This is a genomic window from Streptomyces sp. NPDC033216 (assembly GCF_055577115.1).
The window spans coordinates 37792-54452 of record NZ_JBVIQK010000018.1; the positions used below are offsets into that span (position 1 = coordinate 37792).

A 16661-nucleotide genomic window follows, 5' to 3' on the forward strand; every position below is an offset into this window, starting at 1 on the left:
CCGGAGTCCGCGTTGCTTCGACGTGACTGCACGGGTCCGGTTACGCTCCCAGCTCCCTGAGGACGGAGCCGACGGCTTGGAGGCTCGGTCCGCGTGCGAGAGCACCGGGCTACCGGGCGGGGACGACGAAGGCACGCCGCCTCCTACCGCGCCGACAAGGCATGGCTGTACGTCGAGATCGTCACCGTCGGCTACACGAACAGTCGAGGTCTGGCCAAGGCCCGCAGCCGCGACCCCCACGACGAACCCCGCTGACACCCTCGCCGTACAGGGCCCAGAGGTTCGGGCCGACGCGGCAGCCCGCTCCACCACCTGATCGGCTTGGGGAAGACTCCGGCCGGCGAGCGCCGACGGGATGCTGCCGAGGTAAAGACGAGTGCCGATGCCGTCAGGGGCACGTAGACGGCATCAGCACCGTGCGAGGTCCGGCATGCGCCGTCTCCACGCGAGGAGGGCCTGGCTGCCCCTCACCGCGGACGCCAGCCTTCTCCAGGTACGTCGACATCCGACGGTGCGCCAAGCCCTCCAGCGCCGGGTTCATCATGTGCTTCGGGCCCCGAACCCTGACCGTCAGTCCGGCGGCATTGCCGGCGAGCGGTCAGCACTCGAGGCAGCAGCGAAGCCAGGGGGTCAGTCGGTTGACAAGGCCTGGAGCAGGTCACCGACCTCCGGGTTGGGCAGGGAGCGGGCGACGTCGGCCTGGGCGACCATGCCGACCAGGTCGTGCCCGTCGATCACCGGCAGGCGGCGCACCTTGTGCTCGCTCATCGTGCGCAGGATCTCCTCCACGTCATCGTCCGCGCCGATGGTCACGGCTTCGCCCTGGGCAAGATCGCCGACCGGACAGGTGGCGGGGTCCTTGCCCGCGCCGAGGACCTTCACCACGATGTCCCGGTCGGTGAGCATGCCCTTGAGCTTGTTGTCCGTGCCGCAGATCGGCAGTGCCCCGACACCGAGGTCCTTCATCTTGCGGGCGGCGTCCAGCACCGTCTCCTCGGCTCCGACGCACTCGGTTCCGCCGGTCATGATGTCCCGCGCCTTCGTCATCATCTTCCTTCCTGTGGGTGTACTGCCTTGCCTGGGCCGACGCGCCGACGCTCGACCGCGCGGCGGCCCCAACGGATGTGCCATGTGTTCCCGGACAGCAGGAGCCGTAACGAAGTCTTTGAGCCCATCTCTGCGAGAAGCTGGTCCTCCCCCACCACAGCCACCGGGGAGCGCACCGCACCCCCACCCGCCGTCAAGCCCGCCGACCGGCCGCCATGTCGTGACGGAAACCCTGAGCAATAAAGCCTCAGCCTCAGCCTCAGCCTCAGAGAAGTTCACACGGTCGAAGGCGGCCGAGCCCGCCTGCTGCACACAGGCGTCACGTAGGCACCCGCACGGGACTCCTCCGTCGCCGCCCGCGGACCCCCGCACCGAAATCCCTGCGGCAACGCACCTTCGCGCCCACGACCAGCCGTGGTACTTGGAGAGCGTCGCCGCAGCCGCAGCCACGGTCGTCCCAGGCACGGATCACTGCCCCGCGACAGCCATACCGCTGGGACCACCGGGAGTCCTCGATCTGAGCGGGCCTCGAGGCGCGGCCATGACAATCAGGTGACGTGGTGGCGTTGCGACGGATGCCCTGTACCCACCCGTGGCGAAGGTGGAGCTGCGCTGACCGCGGGGACGGTGGTGGCCTGAGGGCCACCGCTCCGACTGACTCGACGGCAGCCGACGTTCTGGCCGAGCTCAGCGACGTCCGTCCACGCCGGTTCACTGCACGCCGGAGCCCCTGCACAGGGCGGCCGTCCCGTCACCTACCCCTGCATCGAAGTCCGCCACCTTGCCGGGTCACGACCTTGACGTTGAGCTGTACTGATCACCGGAAGCCTCGGCCGGCTCGTTCATCGACGTGTCGGGGTAGACCAGCCGCACGCCACCGCCGATCACCGCGAAGCAGCTCAACAGGATGGCGAAGCGTACGAACCTCGCAGCACCCTCCCACGCGGACGAAGGCCCGAAGACCAACCAGAAGGCGAGAGCCATCCCCGCAATCACCACCACCACGCCAGCTAAGCGACGCACGTCACACTCCGTTCCCTTACGGCCTTCCAGGCAGCCGATCACTCTACTCATCGGCAACTTCAGCCGGAGCGACGGCAGATGGTGGCCGGCTGGACCGCCAGCACCCGGCTTCAACGGCATCATCGCGGAGACTTCGCGACCGACAGCGCCCTCGCAGCCGACGGGCCCGGACCCCGCCCGTGGCCTGCGCCGCAGCGATCACTGGCCCCGACGGGCGTCCAAAGTGCTCGAGCCGTAGGCCGGCGGCTTCTTCCATCCACCCGCCAAGTCCTCAACCGACCAGGGAGGAATGGCCTGATCACCCACGCACCACTCGATGAGGTCATTCACCAGGCCACCGGCAGTTCCTGCCGCCCTTGCTTCGTCCCACGGGTGACAGAAAGGATCATTGTCCGGACGGAGTCAGCCGCCGGGGTTCCATGCGTTCCTCCACCGCCCCCGCTCCGTCACTTCTGACTATGTAGGCGCCCTTTCCCGCAGTTTCCGTCACCGCCTCCACCAATTCCGTGCCGCGGTACACCAGACCGACTCCATCATCTGTGCAGTGCGCAGTAGGAACGGTGCCGTCCGCCACGAGTCGGTGAATCAACGGACGCCGGCCCTCATCGGAGTCGTAGTGAACGCCGTTGCCGTAAGGCAGGAAACCGAGTGCGTTTGTGACCGGCCGCAGTTCCGGACCGAACGAATCGGTCGCACCTCCCTGGAACCAGCAGATGGAGCCTGCGCTGACTCCGCTGAGCACGACGCCCGCCTGCCAGGCACGACGCATGATGCGATCCAGGCCGTGCGCCCTCCACACCGCCAGCAGATTGACCACGGAGCCCCCCATGACCCAGACCACATCGTGGTCGAGTACCGCGCCCTCGACATCTTCGACGTTGGGCATCGGGAACAGGTGCAGAGGCGTCAGGTCGAATCCCGCTACCCGCGCCGCCTCGGCCATACGGGTCGTGAAGTGTTCGGCGTCCCCGATGGCGGTACCGACGTACATGATGCGCGGGCGTCGGCCGTGTACCCCGGAGAGGTCAACCGCGTGATGCACCAGAGCATCGAACATCACCCTGGTTCGCCCTCCGACTCGATGTCCGCCGGAGGTCGCGAGGATGGTCGGTTCCGATGCCGTCATGGCCTCGATCGTATCGGTGGCATGTCGACGCCGTAGAAGGTCCGCCACCGCGTCATCTCCCGTAGTGGGACCTCGCGCCGGGCGATCAGCCGGTCGATCGCCGTTCCGGGGCGCGCTGGGTCTCGAGTGCGGTACCGTCGGCCGCTTCGCCCGGCCGGGCCATCGGCCCCTCGTAGCCCCGCTCAGGCATCGCCCGAGCCAGGACAACGCCCCCGCCGTGCGGGATTCCATCGCCGCGTGCCCGCAGCGCGCCCCGCCACCGCACCGGGCCGGGTGGCGGGCTGAGCCCCTGCTGCCCGCGGCGCTGACGTGCCGACGAGGTGCGACGGCGGAGCGCCGCAGGCAGACATCCTGGCGGGGTGGTCGTCGGCAACAGGGCTGAGCTGCACCGACCAGAGAGCTGAGCCGCGTGCGCGGCGCCGCTCTCGTCAGCTGGTTCGTGGGGGTCCCAACCGGTATGCGGCTGTGTTCGCGTCGAGCACGGCTCTCAACAGGCCTCTGGTGCGCCGTAGGAGAACTCGTACCCTGCGAAGTCGGCGACATGGACGTACCCAATGCGCTGGTAGAGAGCGTTGTTGGTGGGGCTGTCCGGGTCCGGGAACAGGACGACGTCCGTAGCCCCTGCGGCCAGCGCGGCCCCGCTCACCTCGACCGTCACAGCTCGCGCGTAGCCGCGGCCGCGGAGGTAAGCCGGGGTGTAGACGGGGTCTATTCGGACCATGCCGCCGACGATCGAGGTCTGCCGCCGGCCGCCGCGGCACGGCCGGTCAGCGGCTGCTGCCCGGGCGGTGGACGCTGAGGTCGCCGTAGGCCGACAGAACGCCGGTCAGATCACCGGGTTTGTGCCGCAGGGCGGCGTCCAGGAAGGCGAGAGTGGCCGCGGCGACGACGCGCGGGCCCTCGGTGCGGCCCAGGGAGCCGACCATCGAGGGCACCGGCGGCAGGTACAGGGGGCCGTCCATGAAGGTGAGGTGTGCGGCGCCGGGGACGGTGAGCCGGTAGCTCGTCGCGGTACTGAGCTCGAGGACCTTGGTGAGGCGAGGTATGTAGCGCGGGTCGGTTTCCGCGGTGATGGCTTGGGTCAGGGCGAGCGCGGGCTGGTGGAAGGAGCGCAGGCCGGGGTCGCGGGGGTAGCCGTCCAGATCGACGACGGCGTCGAACCGGAGGTCCTGGCGGGCTGCCTGGAGGGCGGCACCGCCACCAAGGGAGTGGCCGGTGACCGCGACTCGGCCGGTGTCCAGGCGCCCGGTCAGCGGGCCCTCGATCTCACCTCGGTCCAGACGGCCCAGTTGGGTGAGGACGAAGCTGAGGTCGGCGGCCCGGATCCCTGTTGTCTCGACGGCCAGTCTGTCGTCCTCGTCGTCGTCGCCCGTGGAGGCGATCCTGGTGTTGATCGTTCGGCCGTCGGCGAGGACGACGGCGGCGGAGTCGTACGGGTGGTCGAGGGCGGCGACCACATAGCCGTGGCTGGCCAGTTCCTCCGCCCAGGCGGTGTTCTGGGTGCGCACTCCCCCCAGCCCCGGGGAGAACAGTACGACCGGGAACCGTCCGCCCGTGCCGGCCACCGGGGCGTTGAGGACCGAGCGGGTGTGGGCACGCGGGACGCCGTCGACCAGGAAGCCGGGCAAGCCGGCATAGCGCGCGAGGGCGTCGGAGACGGTGCGTGCCTCGTGCTCCGTGCGTCCCAGGTAACGGGCCCGGGGCGCCCCCGCGGGGTTCTCCTGGGCGGGGTACCAGAGCTGGACCACGACCGTGCGCCGGTCGTGCGGGTCGCCAGTGGCGGTCTCGGGGCGGTGCGGGTCGGTCCACTGCACCACGCGGGTGCCGACCGCGAAGTGGCCTGACGGCTTGGGGAACACGGGTACCGGGAAGGCCCAGGCGGCCACCGGGCCCGCAGCGATCAGGCCGACGCAGGCGGCCGATCCCGGCAACGCCATCCACCATCGGGCCCGCCAGGCCGGCCGGCCGCTACGGCGCCGCAGCAACGGAGAGACGGCGAACGGCAGCGCGACGGCAGCGCCGGCCAGTACCGGCAGCATCTGCCAGCGGATCCCCGTCAGGCTCAGCACGATCGCGGACAGCACCGCAACGGCCCCCGCCGCGATCGTGACGCGTGGGCGGGCGGCGGGCGGAAGCCAGCGCGCCATCACCACCGCGACGGCACCCAGCAAGGCAAGGAATTCCAGGGGGGACATGTACAGCCCCGTCATCATCTCGGTCACCTGGCCATCCTCGGCGCGGGGCACGCGCTGCCGCATCGATCCCCGGTCGCCATCGTGTGCAACCGGAGTCGCAACCGAGCACGCCAGGTCAGCGGTCGCATGTGCGACCAGGGAGGTAGCAGCACTCATCCTGCGGTCGTACTGCGCCACGGTCCCGTCAGACGGTGGACTCATGTGCTCCGCCGGACCGCGGCCTACCGTGACAGGGCGGCGGAACGTGCCGGGCTTACGCTCCCCGTACTCGACCTCGCTCCGGCTGGACGCCGGGCGGCGTCGGCCGCCCTATGACGCTGGACCGACAGGGACGTGTGATGACCGAGGCCGCCGCGGGACCCGGCGATGCCCACCCGATGCGCGACCGGGACCGGGTGCGGCGGGCGAGGTCAGCCGTACGGCTGACGAGGTGCGCCGACCTGGCCCGCGTACGAGTGGCGCGCCTGGTGTGTACCGCCCGACGCTGGGGCTCCCGGCTGCCGCCCACGGTGTGGGACTCGCTGCTGCCGACGCTGCTCCTCGTCAACATCCTGACCACGTCCGCGCCGCAAGGCCTGCCGGTGGCCGTGGCCCTCACCGCAGCCCTCGCACTGCCCCTGGTGTGGCGGCGCCGAGCTCCGATCACCGTTTTCGGCGCTGTGACGGGCGCGGCCTTCGTCCAATGGGTGATGGACGTCCAACTGCCGGCGGACGTCGCCTTGCTGGTGGCGCTCTACACGGTGGCCGCGAACTCGGGCCGGCGCGGCACGCTCGTCGCCGGTGCCATCGTGGAGGCAGGGGTCTCGCTGGCCTGTCTGCGGTGGGTGCCGGACGGCGCATTCCTGACCCCCTTCGTCGCGACGACGGCGATGGTGGTCGCCGCCGCGGTCCTGGGTGTGAACGTGCGGACCAAGGGCGACCACCTCGCGACCCTGGAGGAACGGGCCGCGCGCCTGGAGCGGGAACAGGACCAGCAGGCGCGGCTGGCCGTCGCCGAGGAAAGGACCCGTATCACCCGGGAGATGCACGACATCGTCACCCACAACCTGTCCGTCATGGTCGCGCTCACCGACGCCGCCGTCTACGCGCAGCACCGGTCGCCCGACAGGGCGACCACGGCGATGCTCCAGATCTCCGAGACAGGCCGGCAGGCCCTGACCGACATGCGACGCTCCCTGGGCCTCCTCCGGACCGACGAACCGGAGGCGGAGCGCCATCCGTTGCCCGGCATCGCACAACTGGGGGCCCTCGCGGACCAGATGTGCGCCGCCGGGTTGCCGACCCGCCTCGATGTCCAGGGCGGCCACACCCACATACCCGCCACCGCACAACTGACCGTCTATCGTCCGGTACAGGAAGCCTTGACCAACACCCTCAAGCACACGCCCCCCGGCACACGCGCGAAGGTCCGGGTGCGGTGCTCGGCCGAGACCGTCACCGTGGACGCCACCGACAGCGGCCCCCGCCCGTGGCTCCCTGGCGTCACACCGTCCGGCCACGGCATCTCCGGCATGCGCGAGCGCGCGGCCGCCTACGGAGGGAAGTTGTCCGCTGGACCGCTCCCGGACGGAGGTTGGGGAGTCCATACCCGCCTCTTCCTCGGCAGCAGCGGAGCGGGGTCCGCATGACGATCCGCATCCTGATCGCCGACGACGAAGCGCTGCTCCGTATGGCCTTCAGCACGGTTGTGGAGGTCCAGTCCGACATGGCACCGGTCGGCGAGGCCGCGGACGGCAGGGAAGCCGTACGCCTCGCCCGGGAGTTGCGCCCCGATGTCGTCCTCATGGACGTCCGGATGCCCGGGACCGACGGGATCGAGGCGACCCGACAGGTCATCCGGTTCTCCCCGCGGAGCAGAGTGCTGATCCTCACCACCTTCGACCTGGACGAATACGCCTTCGCCGGACTCAACGCCGGTGCCTCGGGCTTCCTGTTGAAGAACACCAGGCCCGAGGAGTTGCTCACCGCGATACGCAGCGTGGCCGCGGGTGACGCGGTGGTCTCCCCGCGGATCACCCGCCGCCTGCTGGAGCATCTCTGCCCGCACATCCCCGACGGCAGAAGCGCCGACCGCGACGAACGGCTGAGCCGGCTCAGCGCCCGCGAGCGCGAGGTACTCGTCCAGGTGGGCCGTGGCCTGTCCAACACCGAGATCGCGGCCGCCCTGTACCTCGCGGAGGCGACCGTGAAGTCCCATCTGGGGCGGATCCTGCACAAGCTCGAACTCCGCGACCGGGTACAGGCCGTGATCTTCGCTTACGAAAGCCGCCTCATCCCTCCGGCATGACGCCGCCCCCGAGGCCCGACGGCCGACGGCGGTCGGTGTCGCACCGCCCGGCACATGTGCCGGGATCTCCTCCTGCCTCCACCGGCACGTCGCCGACCGCGGCCGGGGCGGGGCGGGCAGCAGTGCTTCGGCAGCAGGTACTCGGCCATCGTGGTTCTCCTCGGCGCTCGTGCGACCCGTTGTCGTCGCACGCACTCCGGGGACGGAGCCGGACACGGGTTCTCGACAGACGATCGCCCGTGGGGGGTCTGCGGGGCCGGGATCGGTCACCGATTCGCAACGGACGGCGCGCAGAGGGATCGGAGGAACCGAAGTGTGGCTGAATATAGTCCCTCAAGCTGACGCGGTTGCGTAGGCAGCCGCTGCCACCACGACGGGGGACACATCATGACGATCACGCGCCACTACAGACCGATCGCGTTCCGGACGCTTGCCCTGGGCGCGTGTGCTGCCGGTGTCCTGGCGCTCACCGGATGCTCCCAGGACTCCCCCGACGCGGGTGGCACGGCGGCGCCGGTCGTCACTCCCTCGCGGAGCAAGGGTGAGCAGGGCACCGAGGGGACCGCATCCGCCAAGGCGCCGCCCGTCGGGAAGACCTCGCCGTCGGCGGACAGCGAGGCGTCCTCTCCCCCGGCCTCTGCGGGCTCCCCGGCGTCGTCGGCCGCGGGCCCAACGGCTTCCGCGGGGACCGGTGGTGAGGACGACGGCTGCGACCACAAGATGCCGATCTCGCCGGACGAGATCGCCGTCTACCGCTACACACCCGAAGGCGGGTCGCTGGGTCTTATCGTCAGGTACGGCAACTGGGGCTGCGGCGCTCCGGATTCCGACGGCGCTCCGTTCGAGACGGTCGGCAAGGAGACGTATCTGCCCATGGACCAGGCCGCGTACGTCACCGTCACCGACCCCATCGTGGCGAGTACCGAGAACCAGCCCATCGGTGTCCAGGAGTTCCTGGACTGGCTGGAAGCGCACCCCGACAGCGGTCTGGTATTCCAGTACCACCTCGGCGCGGACGGAGCCGTCGACCGTCTCGAACAGGTCTTCACTCCCTGATCCGACGTCCAGGGAGAAGTGACCGTGGGCCGGGAGCGGGCAGGACGCCGAATTCCGCGCCCCGGCCGTCGGCGGGACCCGCGCCCGCCACGGCCCCGCTCAGCCGTCCAGGAGAAGGCCGAAGCAGGCCCCGCCCCCCACCCCCTCACAACAACACGCGGTGGTCCCCTGCGTACGGGTGCCGAGCGGGGACGTCATGGCGAGCAGCAGGCCATGCTTCCGAGGGCTGCGGCCGGTGGCACACCGACCCGACCGACCCGCGCAGCCTCGGCGCCTTCGTCCGCTCGGTCTCCGCCTTCGGCGGCCGCGGCGTCGTCCCCGTACGCCGCGCGGCCAGCATGTCCGCATCACGCCCGCCCCGCCCTCTCCCCCGCCGATGCCCCCGCCTGGCGTCGCCGCTCTGACGGCGGTTCATGATCGGCGTGGACGTGGGCAGCGGAGGCCGGCCGGCGCCGAGCGTGCTGACGCGGTAGAGGAGCGCCCCGGAGATGATGCCGGTGTCGTAGCCGAACAGCAGGCCGCCCAGGGCAGAGACGGCCGCCACCGCGTAGACCTGTACGGGGTGGCCGGCCGCTGCCGGTTCCCGGGGCGCCGTGACCGTGGCGGGCTCAGCCATCGCCCATGACCAGACCCTCGATGGTGTGCTTCTGCGTGATGGGCACCAGCTCATCCACCACCGGGCAGTCGAGGTGCCCGCGCACGCGCTCCGGCAGGGAGTCCCAGAAGGCCCGGGTGACCGCGGCGTCGTGCCGTTCGCCGTTGTTCGCCTCCGGGCCGTCGACGCCGAGGACCAGGACGGGCCGGGACTTCGCGGACTCGTTCTTGGTGCCGCGGTGGATCGTCAAGGCGGTGCGACAGGAGATGTCCCCGCGCTGCGGGTACTTGCGTACCGCGCGCTCCTCGTAACGGCCGTAGTGCGACTTCGGCGGGAACATGTCGTGCTCGAACGCCGGGCTGGCGTCCCACTGGGTGCCCGGAGCGATCTCGAAGGGTCCCATGTCCTCGGTGGTGTCGACTCCCGTCAGGTTGAAGGCGAGCGAGGTGAGGCGGCGCTCACGGCGGGTCTCCTCGGGCATGGGAAAGTCGCGGTGCCACGGCTGGTCGACCGCACCCGCCAGCGGGACGTCGAAGCCGAGTTCCACGATGCGGTAGTCGGGTCCGAGGACCGCGGTGCACAGCGACCGCACCCACGGATGGTCGACCAGTTCCACGAAGCCCCTGAGCTGCTCGGGGTGGATCTCGACGTAGTAGCGGTTGGGTCCGCGTCCCACGGCGCCGTCGGGGCGGGCGAGTGCCTCGGCGAAGGCCTCGTCGACGTCCTCACGCAGCCGGTCCGCCCACTGCGGGGTGAACGCACCCCTGCGTGCGGTGATTCCGTCGGTGTACAGAGCCTCCACATCGGCGGACACGTCGATGTCCAACTGGTCCGCGCTGATGCCGGGATAGGTGTGGGTGGTCATGTGCGCCTCCTCGCGCTGGGATGCTCGTCCCACAGCCTGCGACGTTGCATGCAACGTTGCAATACCTCTTGACCCAATCTTTGGTGTTCTTGGCCGTCGTTGGCCGAGCGTGCCAAGATGGCCACCGTGAGCAGTCGCCTGAAGGACGTGGCAGCCCGGGCAGGGGTCTCCATACGCACCGTTTCCAACGTCGTCAGCGGTTCCGCTTCCGTGGCCGAGGAGACACGGGCGCGAGTGCAGGCCGTCCTGGACGAGCTGGACTACCGCCCGAACCTGGCCGCACGTAACCTGCGCGCCGGCCGTACCGGGCTGATCGGCCTCGCCGTTCCCGAGCTGTACTCGCCCTACTTCGGCGAACTCGCCAGCCTGATCGTGGAGGCGGCCCAGCGGCGCTCGTGGACGGTCGTCATCGATCAGACCTTCGGCGATCCCGATGCGGAGCGGCGGCTGCTCCAGGAGACCGGGGGCCCGATGGTCGACGGGCTCATCATCAGCCCATGGTCACTGCGCCCCCAGGAGCTGACCGCCCGCGCCCGCAGCGTTCCGGTGGTCCTCCTGGGGGAACAGCAGGCCATGGGAGTGGCGGATCGGGTCGCCGTCGACAACGTCCTCGCGGCGGACGAGGCCACGACCCACCTGCTGGACACCGGACGCAGGCGCATCGCTGCCATCGGCCTGCAACCGCACCTGCACAACGACACGGCCGGTCAGCGACTGGAGGGCTACCACCGTGCACTGCGGCGCATTGGATTGCCGCCCGAGGGGGCACTACAGCAGCCGGTGCGTGCGCTGCACCGCGCGGACGGGGCCGGAGCCATGGCCGCCCTGCTCGACTCCGGCACACGACCGGACGCGGTCTTCGCGTTCAGTGACGAGCTGGCGCTCGGCGCGCTGCACGTCGTTCACGAACGCGGGCTGCGGGTCCCCGACGACATCGCCGTCGTGGGCTTCGACGGCATCGAGGACGCCCGGTACGCGCATCCGCCACTGACCACCGTGGTGCCCGACAAGAAGCAGATCGCGGAACGCTCCCTACAGTGCCTGGCGGACCGGATCTACAGCCCCGCGACCTCGGCGCCGCGGCTCGACATCGTGGTACCCCACCATCTCGAGGTCCGCGCCAGCACGCGCTCGTAGGCACGTCGTCGATCCGACCCCGCGAGCACACCCCAGCCGTCCGTCTCCCCACTGTCGCGGGGGTTGCCCCTGGACGGTCCGCTCCCGGTCAGCGAGGTTTCCCGCCCCGGCCCCGGCGGTCAGCGAAACCGGGTCACGGGGCTCCTTCCGTATCGCGGTCACCTCAGCCGTGAACCCGTTGCCCTCTGCCGTCGCCGGGCACGTGACACACCTTCGATGTCTGTCGGCACATCCCTTGGACAGCACCTCGTTTCCCTTGCGCGGCGCCCCGTTCACGGCCGTCCGCAGCTGCGCCGACGCGACGCCACCGCCCACTCGTCGGTTTCGCTCGGGCCCACTTCCCTCCTGGTCGTCGACGGCTCTTCATGAGGGGGAATCAACCGAGCGGTCGGACGTCCGCGTCTAGCCCTTGAGACCAGAGCGGGAGACTCCCTCGATGACCCATCGCTGGACAACGACGTACAACAGGAGGACGGGCACGCTGGCGATCACCGCTCCCGCCATCAACAGGTCGTAGTGGATGTTGTTGGCGTTCTGGAAGTTCGCCAGTCCGGCGGGCAGGGTGAGCGACTCGGGGCTGAGCAGCACGTACAACGGCCACAGGAAGTCGTTCCAGTTGGCGAGGAAGGCAAGCATGCCGAGCGTGGTGAGTGCCGGTTTGGACAGGGGCAGGACCACCCTCACGAAGATCTGCCACCGGTTGCAGCCGTCGAGTTCGGCGGCTTCCTCGAGTTCGGCCGGCACGGTGAGGAAGAACTGGCGGAGGAAGAAGACCCCGAACGCGCTTGCCGCGCCCGGCACGATCACGGCGGGCAGGCTGTCCACCCAGGCCAGCTCGTTGACGATCAGGAAGTTCGGGATGAGCAGGACCATGGGCGGCACGAAGAGCGTCGCGACGATCGAGGTGAAGAGGAGTCCTCTGCCCTTGAACTGCATCCTCGCCAGTGCGTAGGCCGCAGGTGTCGCGGTGACCAGGACCAGAGCGGCGTGTGCGGCGGCGGCGAGCACGCTGTTGAACAGCCAGTGCAGCACCGGGCTGTCCGTGGAGCCGAGGACGTGTCGGTAGGCCTGGAGCGTCGCCGGGGAAGGAATCCACTGCGGGTCGGTGGAACCGGCTGCCTCCCCGGTCTTGAACGAGGTGACCAGCATGTAGAGCAACGGGCTGAGGTACAGCGCCGCCACGGTGGCCAGCACCAGATGGAGCAGGGAACGCCGCAGACGTCGGGCGGGGGCGGGCGGTGCCGTCCGAGGCGGCCGCAGGTCCTCAAGGGACGTGCTGTCGGTTCTCGGCCGGTTCGTGATCTCCGTACGGGTCATGGCCTCTCCTGGCGCTCGCGGAAGACACGGAAGACCACGGCGCTGGCCGCCATGAGAGCCAGAGCGAGGATGAAACTCATGGCGGAAGCCGACCCCATCTCGAAGCGCCGCAGACCGGTCTCGGCGATGAGGAAGATGGCCGTCTTGGTCTCGTCCGCCGGCGCTCCACCGGTGATGATGTACGACTGGCCGAACATGTTGGCCGAGGCGAGCAGCGTCGAGTTCACGACGAACAGGGCCACCGGCCTCAGGCCGGGAAGCGTGACGTGCCGGAAACGCTGCCAGGCGTTGGCGCCGTCGACCTTGGCGGATTCGTAGAGTTCGGCCGGGATGTCCTGTAGGCCGGCGAGGTAGATGACGGAGTTGAAGCCGAGCGTCCACCACACGGTGACCAGGACGAGCGCCCACCAGGCGGCCGGGGTGTCGGTGGTCCACTGGATGTCGTCGGGCAGGCCGATCACACCCAGATAGTGGTTGATCAGACCGATGTTGCCGTCGAGCAGGAACCGCCACAGCAGGCCGACGACGGCCACCCCGAGGACGTACGGGGCGAAGTAGACGGCCCGGTACAGGTTACGGCCCCGGAACCTGCCGTTCATGAGCAGCGCCGTGAACAACGGCACGACGAGCAGCAACGGTGTGGAGAGCAGGGTGAAGATTCCGGTGGCACGCATGGCCTGCCAGAACCGAGGTGCCTCCACGCCCTCGGGGTCGAACAGTTCCCGGTAGTTGTCCAGTCCCACGAAGGGCTTGGCCGGCAGGTTGATGTCCCACGCGTGCAGGCTGATCCACAGTCCGTAGCCGATGGGGATCACCACGAAGGTGAGGAAGAGCACCAGGTACGGTGCCATGAACATGTAGGGCGTCCACCACTGGTAGGACCGTGAGACGGCCCGGACCGCGGTGCGGTCCGGGACTCGCGGTTCACTCGTGCTGGACGGCGGTGTCTTCAGCCGTCGCACCGGTCTCGCCTCACTTCGCGTACTTCTGCTTGTTCTGGGCCAGGATCTTGTCGGCGGTCTTCACGCCGTCGGCCAGGGCCTCGGCCGGAGACTGCTGGCCCAGGACGGCCTTCTGCACGGCCAGTTCCAGTGCCTTGCTCTGGACGTCTCCCAGTCCGGGCAGCGCGGGCAGGAAGCGGAAGACGTCGACGTTCCCGGCGAGGGGGGTCTGCGGCAGCCGGGTCACCTCGGGGGCGGCGCGGACGCTGTTGCGGGCGGGGATCATGCCGGCCTGGGCCCACTGCGTGGATCGCTCGCTCATGTAGTCGATGAAGAACTTCGCGGCCTGGACCTTGTTCTTGTCCCGTCCGGCCTGGGAGGTCAGCACGAAGTTGTGGCTGGCCGTCCACACGGCCGGCGACGAGCCGATCGTGGGGATCGCCGACATGTCCCACTTGACCTTGCCGGCGGTCGACTTGAGGTCGTTGATCTGCCAGATGCCGTCCCAGGTGAAGCTGACCTTGTCGTTCTTGAAGGCGTTGTACTGGGAGTCCTGCGCCACCTGGTCCGGGCTGTACCCCTTGCGGATCTGCTCGGTCATCCAGGCCAGGGCCTCCTCGCCGGCGTCCGAGCCCCAGAGGGCGGCGGTGCCCTCCTCGTTGTACAGCTCACCGCCGAACTGCCACAGCAGGCTCATGAACATCAGGTGCGCGGGCCACTTGTTCGGCATCCAGAACGGCTTCGCGACGCCCGCCGACTTCAGTTCCTTCAGCGCGTCCTCGTAGCCGGCCCGGTCGCTCGGGGCCTTCTCCAGGCCCGCACGGGTCAGATGGCGCACGTTCCAGTAGTCGGCGAGGCAGTGCACGTCGAGGGGGACGCTGTAGCGCTTGCCCTCGAAGACGCCGGCCTGCCACACGGCGGGAATGAAGTCCGACTCGCTGAGACTCAGAGCCGATACGACGTCGTCGAGCGGCATGAGAGTGCCCCGCACGGCGAAGGTGGCGATCTGGTCGTTGTGGATGACAGCGACGTCCGGGCCCTTGCCCGCGCTGATGGCGGTGGGCATCGCCGGGTAGAGGTCCTCCCAGCGCCGGGTGGTGTTCCTGACGGTGATCCGTCCTCGGTACTGCTTGTTGAACGCGGCGAGCATGGTCTGCATGTGGGGGCCGTCGCCGCCGGTGAAGCCGTTCCAGTACTCGAGCGTGACCTCGGGGCCCTTGTACTCGCCACCGCTGAACGTGGGCGCGTCGCCGGTGTCGTTCTGCCCGGCTCCCACCTTCGTGCCGCCGCTGCACGCCGTGAGGAGACCCGCGGCCGTCACGCCGGCGGCCGCGCCGAGGAACGTTCTCCGCTGGATCGGAGGGAAGGACGAAGTGGTGCTGTGCATTCTCTGCTCCTTGGTTCGGGCTCGTCGTCGGGCCCGTGGACAGTGATGTCGCGGGTGGCTCAGATGGCGGAAAGGCGAATCATGGTCCAGCTGACCGGCGGCAGACCGGCGCTGAGGAGACCGCTGTCGATCTTGGTGCCCTCCACGTCTGTGGGGCGGACACGGTCGGGGTGGGCTTCGGTGTTCGTCGCCGTCGGATCCGCGTCGTGCAGGATCACGTGTTCGACGACCCGGTGCCGGGGGAAGGGCCGCAGGTCGACGGAGAGGGCCAGCTCCTCCCGTGTGCTGCGGTTCACCGCGAAGAGGACCACGTCGCCGCTCTCCTCGTCATGGGTGGCGGTCGCCCAGAGGGCGGGAACGGGGCCGTACTTGGCCGTCTCCACCACGGGGGACTCGGGCTCCACGCGGAGCACGGTGCCCCGGGCGTGACGTGCGGTCAGGGCGAAGGGGTGGAAGATCGTCTGCCGCCAGGCGGGGCCCTGGGCCCGCGTCATGATCGGCGCGATGACGTTCGCCAGCTGCGCCTGACAGGCGGCACCCACACGGTCGGCATGGCGCAGCAGCGTGATCAGCAGACTGCCCACGACCACCGCGTCGGTCACGTCGTAGACGTCCTCGATGAGTTCGGGTGCCTCGCGCCAGGGCAGGGAGGCCTCGCCGGCGAAGCGGTTCTGGTACCAGACGTTCCACTCGTCGAAGGACAGCTTGATCTTCTTGTCGCTGCGGACACGCGCTCCGACGTGGTCGGCGGTGGCAGCGATCGCCGTGATCATGCGGTCCATCTCCTCGCCGCTGGCCAGGAAGGAGTCGAGGTCACCGTTCTCGGGCTGATAGTAGGCGTGCAGGGAGATGTAGTCGACGAACTCGTAGGTGTGCTCGAGCACCGTCGCCTCCCAGGACGCGAAGGTGTCGATGTACGCGTTGGAGCTGCCGCAGGCGACCAGCTCGAGCCCGGGGTCGAAACGCTTCATCGCGCGGGCCGTCTCCGCCGCCAACCGCCCGTACTCGTGGGCCGTCTTGTGCCCCATCTGCCAGGGACCGTCCAGCTCGTTGCCCAGGCACCAGACGCGGACGTCGTGCGGTTCGGCCACTCCGTGGGAGCGGCGCAGATCGGACAGGGCCGTGCCCGAGGGGTAGTTGCTGTACTCGAGCAGGTCGAGCGCTTCGGCCACACCGCGGGTGCCCAGGTTGAGCGCCATCATCGGTTCCACCCCGGCCTTGCCGGCCCAGGCCATGAACTCGTTGAGGCCGAAAGCGTTGCTCTCCAGGCTGCGCCACGCCAGGTCGAGCCGCCGGGGCCGCTCCGAGACGGGGCCGACCCCGTCCTCCCAACGGTAGTTGGAGACGAAGTTGCCGCCGGGGTAACGCACGGTGGTGACGCCGAGCTCCCGCACCAGATCGAGCACGTCGGTACGGAAGCCGTCGTCATCCGCGGCGGGATGCCCGGGCTCGAAGACGCCGGTGTAGACGCACCTGCCCATGTGCTCCACGAAGGAACCGAACAGCCTGCGGTCGATGGTGCCGACTCCGAAGGCCGGGTCGAGGGTGAGACGGGCTGTGACCATGCGGAGGCACTCCTGGAGATCTGGCGAACGGCGAGGCCCGACCACCTGCGCGGGCGCAGCACCGGGCGCAGGCGGAACACGGGCGACAGGGTCGGCTGGACAGAGGTGCGTCACCTGCTG

At 69.6% G+C, this 16661-nt stretch carries 15 protein-coding genes and 1 pseudogene; 5 read left to right on the forward strand and 11 right to left on the reverse strand.

Annotation, left to right across the window (positions count from 1 at the left end; translation table 11 throughout):
- The first annotated feature begins 93 nt into the window (after positions 1–93).
- Positions 94–255 carry a hypothetical protein gene (locus tag ACZ5Y0_RS27250; protein ID WP_469131320.1) on the forward strand — a complete coding sequence of 54 codons (162 nt, stop codon included), beginning with the start codon at positions 94–96 and terminating at the stop codon, positions 253–255.
- A gap of 375 nt (positions 256–630) precedes the next feature.
- On the opposite strand, the gene ACZ5Y0_RS27255 is transcribed toward ACZ5Y0_RS27250, so the two are convergent.
- The 5 genes and pseudogenes from ACZ5Y0_RS27255 to ACZ5Y0_RS27275 all read right to left on the reverse strand — a co-directional run bounded on the left by ACZ5Y0_RS27255 (position 631) and on the right by ACZ5Y0_RS27275 (position 5454).
- Positions 631–1047, reverse strand: a complete 417-nt coding sequence (locus tag ACZ5Y0_RS27255; protein ID WP_469131412.1) for a CBS domain-containing protein — start codon at positions 1045–1047, stop codon at positions 631–633.
- Between the two features lie 789 nt (positions 1048–1836).
- Positions 1837–2121 carry a hypothetical protein gene (locus ACZ5Y0_RS27260; protein ID WP_469131321.1) on the reverse strand — a complete coding sequence of 95 codons (285 nt, stop codon included), beginning with the start codon at positions 2119–2121 and terminating at the stop codon, positions 1837–1839.
- A gap of 334 nt (positions 2122–2455) precedes the next feature.
- On the reverse strand, positions 2456–3196 hold the full coding sequence (locus ACZ5Y0_RS27265; RefSeq protein ID WP_469131322.1) for a Type 1 glutamine amidotransferase-like domain-containing protein: 741 nt from the start codon (positions 3194–3196) through the stop codon (positions 2456–2458).
- 487 nt (positions 3197–3683) lie between these two features.
- Positions 3684–3935: pseudogene (locus ACZ5Y0_RS27270) on the reverse strand (GNAT family N-acetyltransferase); the annotation flags it as partial.
- A 28-nt stretch (positions 3936–3963) separates the two neighbouring features.
- Positions 3964–5454, reverse strand: coding sequence for an alpha/beta hydrolase family protein (locus ACZ5Y0_RS27275; RefSeq protein ID WP_469131323.1), 1491 nt, complete (start codon positions 5452–5454; stop codon positions 3964–3966).
- Between the two features lie 275 nt (positions 5455–5729).
- Between ACZ5Y0_RS27275 and ACZ5Y0_RS27280 the strand changes: the two genes are divergently transcribed.
- The 3 genes from ACZ5Y0_RS27280 (at position 5730) to ACZ5Y0_RS27290 (ending at position 8734) form a co-directional block, all read left to right on the forward strand.
- The gene (locus ACZ5Y0_RS27280) at positions 5730–7019 is read left to right on the forward strand and encodes a sensor histidine kinase (protein WP_469131324.1); all 1290 of its coding nucleotides are present in this window, start codon (positions 5730–5732) and stop codon (positions 7017–7019) included.
- Complete coding sequence (locus ACZ5Y0_RS27285) at positions 7016–7678, forward strand: response regulator (RefSeq protein WP_469131325.1); 663 nt, start codon at positions 7016–7018, stop codon at positions 7676–7678. The genes ACZ5Y0_RS27280 and ACZ5Y0_RS27285 overlap by 4 nt, the downstream gene beginning before the upstream one ends.
- A 387-nt stretch (positions 7679–8065) precedes the next feature.
- A complete protein-coding gene (locus tag ACZ5Y0_RS27290) occupies positions 8066–8734 on the forward strand; it encodes a hypothetical protein (RefSeq protein WP_469131326.1) in 669 nt (222 codons plus the stop codon).
- A 145-nt stretch (positions 8735–8879) separates the two neighbouring features.
- On the opposite strand, the gene ACZ5Y0_RS27295 is transcribed toward ACZ5Y0_RS27290, so the two are convergent.
- Both ACZ5Y0_RS27295 and ACZ5Y0_RS27300 read right to left on the reverse strand, forming a co-directional pair.
- Positions 8880–9350, reverse strand: coding sequence for a hypothetical protein (locus ACZ5Y0_RS27295; RefSeq protein WP_469131327.1), 471 nt, complete (start codon positions 9348–9350; stop codon positions 8880–8882).
- Positions 9343–10194, reverse strand: coding sequence for a phytanoyl-CoA dioxygenase family protein (locus ACZ5Y0_RS27300; protein ID WP_469131328.1), 852 nt, complete (start codon positions 10192–10194; stop codon positions 9343–9345). The genes ACZ5Y0_RS27295 and ACZ5Y0_RS27300 overlap by 8 nt, the downstream gene beginning before the upstream one ends.
- Positions 10195–10320: 126 nt before the next feature.
- On the opposite strand from ACZ5Y0_RS27300, the gene ACZ5Y0_RS27305 reads away from it, so the two are divergent.
- Positions 10321–11331: a LacI family DNA-binding transcriptional regulator gene (locus ACZ5Y0_RS27305; RefSeq protein WP_469131329.1), complete on the forward strand. Its 1011-nt coding sequence runs from the start codon at positions 10321–10323 to the stop codon at positions 11329–11331.
- 402 nt (positions 11332–11733) lie between these two features.
- Here the strand turns inward: ACZ5Y0_RS27305 and ACZ5Y0_RS27310 are convergent, their stop codons facing one another.
- The 4 genes from ACZ5Y0_RS27310 to arfA all read right to left on the reverse strand — a co-directional run bounded on the left by ACZ5Y0_RS27310 (position 11734) and on the right by arfA (position 16541).
- A complete protein-coding gene (locus ACZ5Y0_RS27310; RefSeq protein ID WP_469131330.1) occupies positions 11734–12648 on the reverse strand; it encodes a carbohydrate ABC transporter permease in 915 nt (304 codons plus the stop codon).
- Positions 12645–13505: a carbohydrate ABC transporter permease gene (locus ACZ5Y0_RS27315; RefSeq protein ID WP_469131331.1), complete on the reverse strand. Its 861-nt coding sequence runs from the start codon at positions 13503–13505 to the stop codon at positions 12645–12647. The genes ACZ5Y0_RS27310 and ACZ5Y0_RS27315 overlap by 4 nt, the downstream gene beginning before the upstream one ends.
- Positions 13506–13620: 115 nt before the next feature.
- Complete coding sequence (locus ACZ5Y0_RS27320; RefSeq protein WP_469131332.1) at positions 13621–14976, reverse strand: ABC transporter substrate-binding protein; 1356 nt, start codon at positions 14974–14976, stop codon at positions 13621–13623.
- A gap of 59 nt (positions 14977–15035) precedes the next feature.
- On the reverse strand, positions 15036–16541 hold the full coding sequence (gene arfA / locus ACZ5Y0_RS27325) for an arabinosylfuranosidase ArfA (RefSeq protein ID WP_469131333.1): 1506 nt from the start codon (positions 16539–16541) through the stop codon (positions 15036–15038).
- Positions 16542–16661 lie beyond the last annotated feature (120 nt).

What these genes read in the sequence shown, in the direction of transcription:
- ACZ5Y0_RS27285 (WP_469131325.1), top strand. Translation starts at nt 7,016, where the DNA reads ATGACGATCCGCATCCTGATCGCCGACGACGAAGCGCTGCTCCGTATG.
- ACZ5Y0_RS27300 (WP_469131328.1), bottom strand. Translation starts at nt 10,194, where the DNA reads ATGACCACCCACACCTATCCCGGCATCAGCGCGGACCAGTTGGACATC.
- ACZ5Y0_RS27320 (WP_469131332.1), bottom strand. Translation starts at nt 14,976, where the DNA reads ATGCACAGCACCACTTCGTCCTTCCCTCCGATCCAGCGGAGAACGTTC.
- ACZ5Y0_RS27290 (WP_469131326.1), top strand. Translation starts at nt 8,066, where the DNA reads ATGACGATCACGCGCCACTACAGACCGATCGCGTTCCGGACGCTTGCC.
- ACZ5Y0_RS27260 (WP_469131321.1), bottom strand. Translation starts at nt 2,121, where the DNA reads ATGAGTAGAGTGATCGGCTGCCTGGAAGGCCGTAAGGGAACGGAGTGT.
- ACZ5Y0_RS27275 (WP_469131323.1), bottom strand. Translation starts at nt 5,454, where the DNA reads ATGCGGCAGCGCGTGCCCCGCGCCGAGGATGGCCAGGTGACCGAGATG.
- ACZ5Y0_RS27280 (WP_469131324.1), top strand. Translation starts at nt 5,730, where the DNA reads ATGACCGAGGCCGCCGCGGGACCCGGCGATGCCCACCCGATGCGCGAC.
- arfA (WP_469131333.1), bottom strand. Translation starts at nt 16,541, where the DNA reads ATGGTCACAGCCCGTCTCACCCTCGACCCGGCCTTCGGAGTCGGCACC.
- ACZ5Y0_RS27315 (WP_469131331.1), bottom strand. Translation starts at nt 13,505, where the DNA reads ATGTTCATGGCACCGTACCTGGTGCTCTTCCTCACCTTCGTGGTGATC.
- ACZ5Y0_RS27255 (WP_469131412.1), bottom strand. Translation starts at nt 1,047, where the DNA reads ATGACGAAGGCGCGGGACATCATGACCGGCGGAACCGAGTGCGTCGGA.
- ACZ5Y0_RS27310 (WP_469131330.1), bottom strand. Translation starts at nt 12,648, where the DNA reads ATGACCCGTACGGAGATCACGAACCGGCCGAGAACCGACAGCACGTCC.
- ACZ5Y0_RS27265 (WP_469131322.1), bottom strand. Translation starts at nt 3,196, where the DNA reads ATGACGGCATCGGAACCGACCATCCTCGCGACCTCCGGCGGACATCGA.
- ACZ5Y0_RS27295 (WP_469131327.1), bottom strand. Translation starts at nt 9,350, where the DNA reads ATGGCTGAGCCCGCCACGGTCACGGCGCCCCGGGAACCGGCAGCGGCC.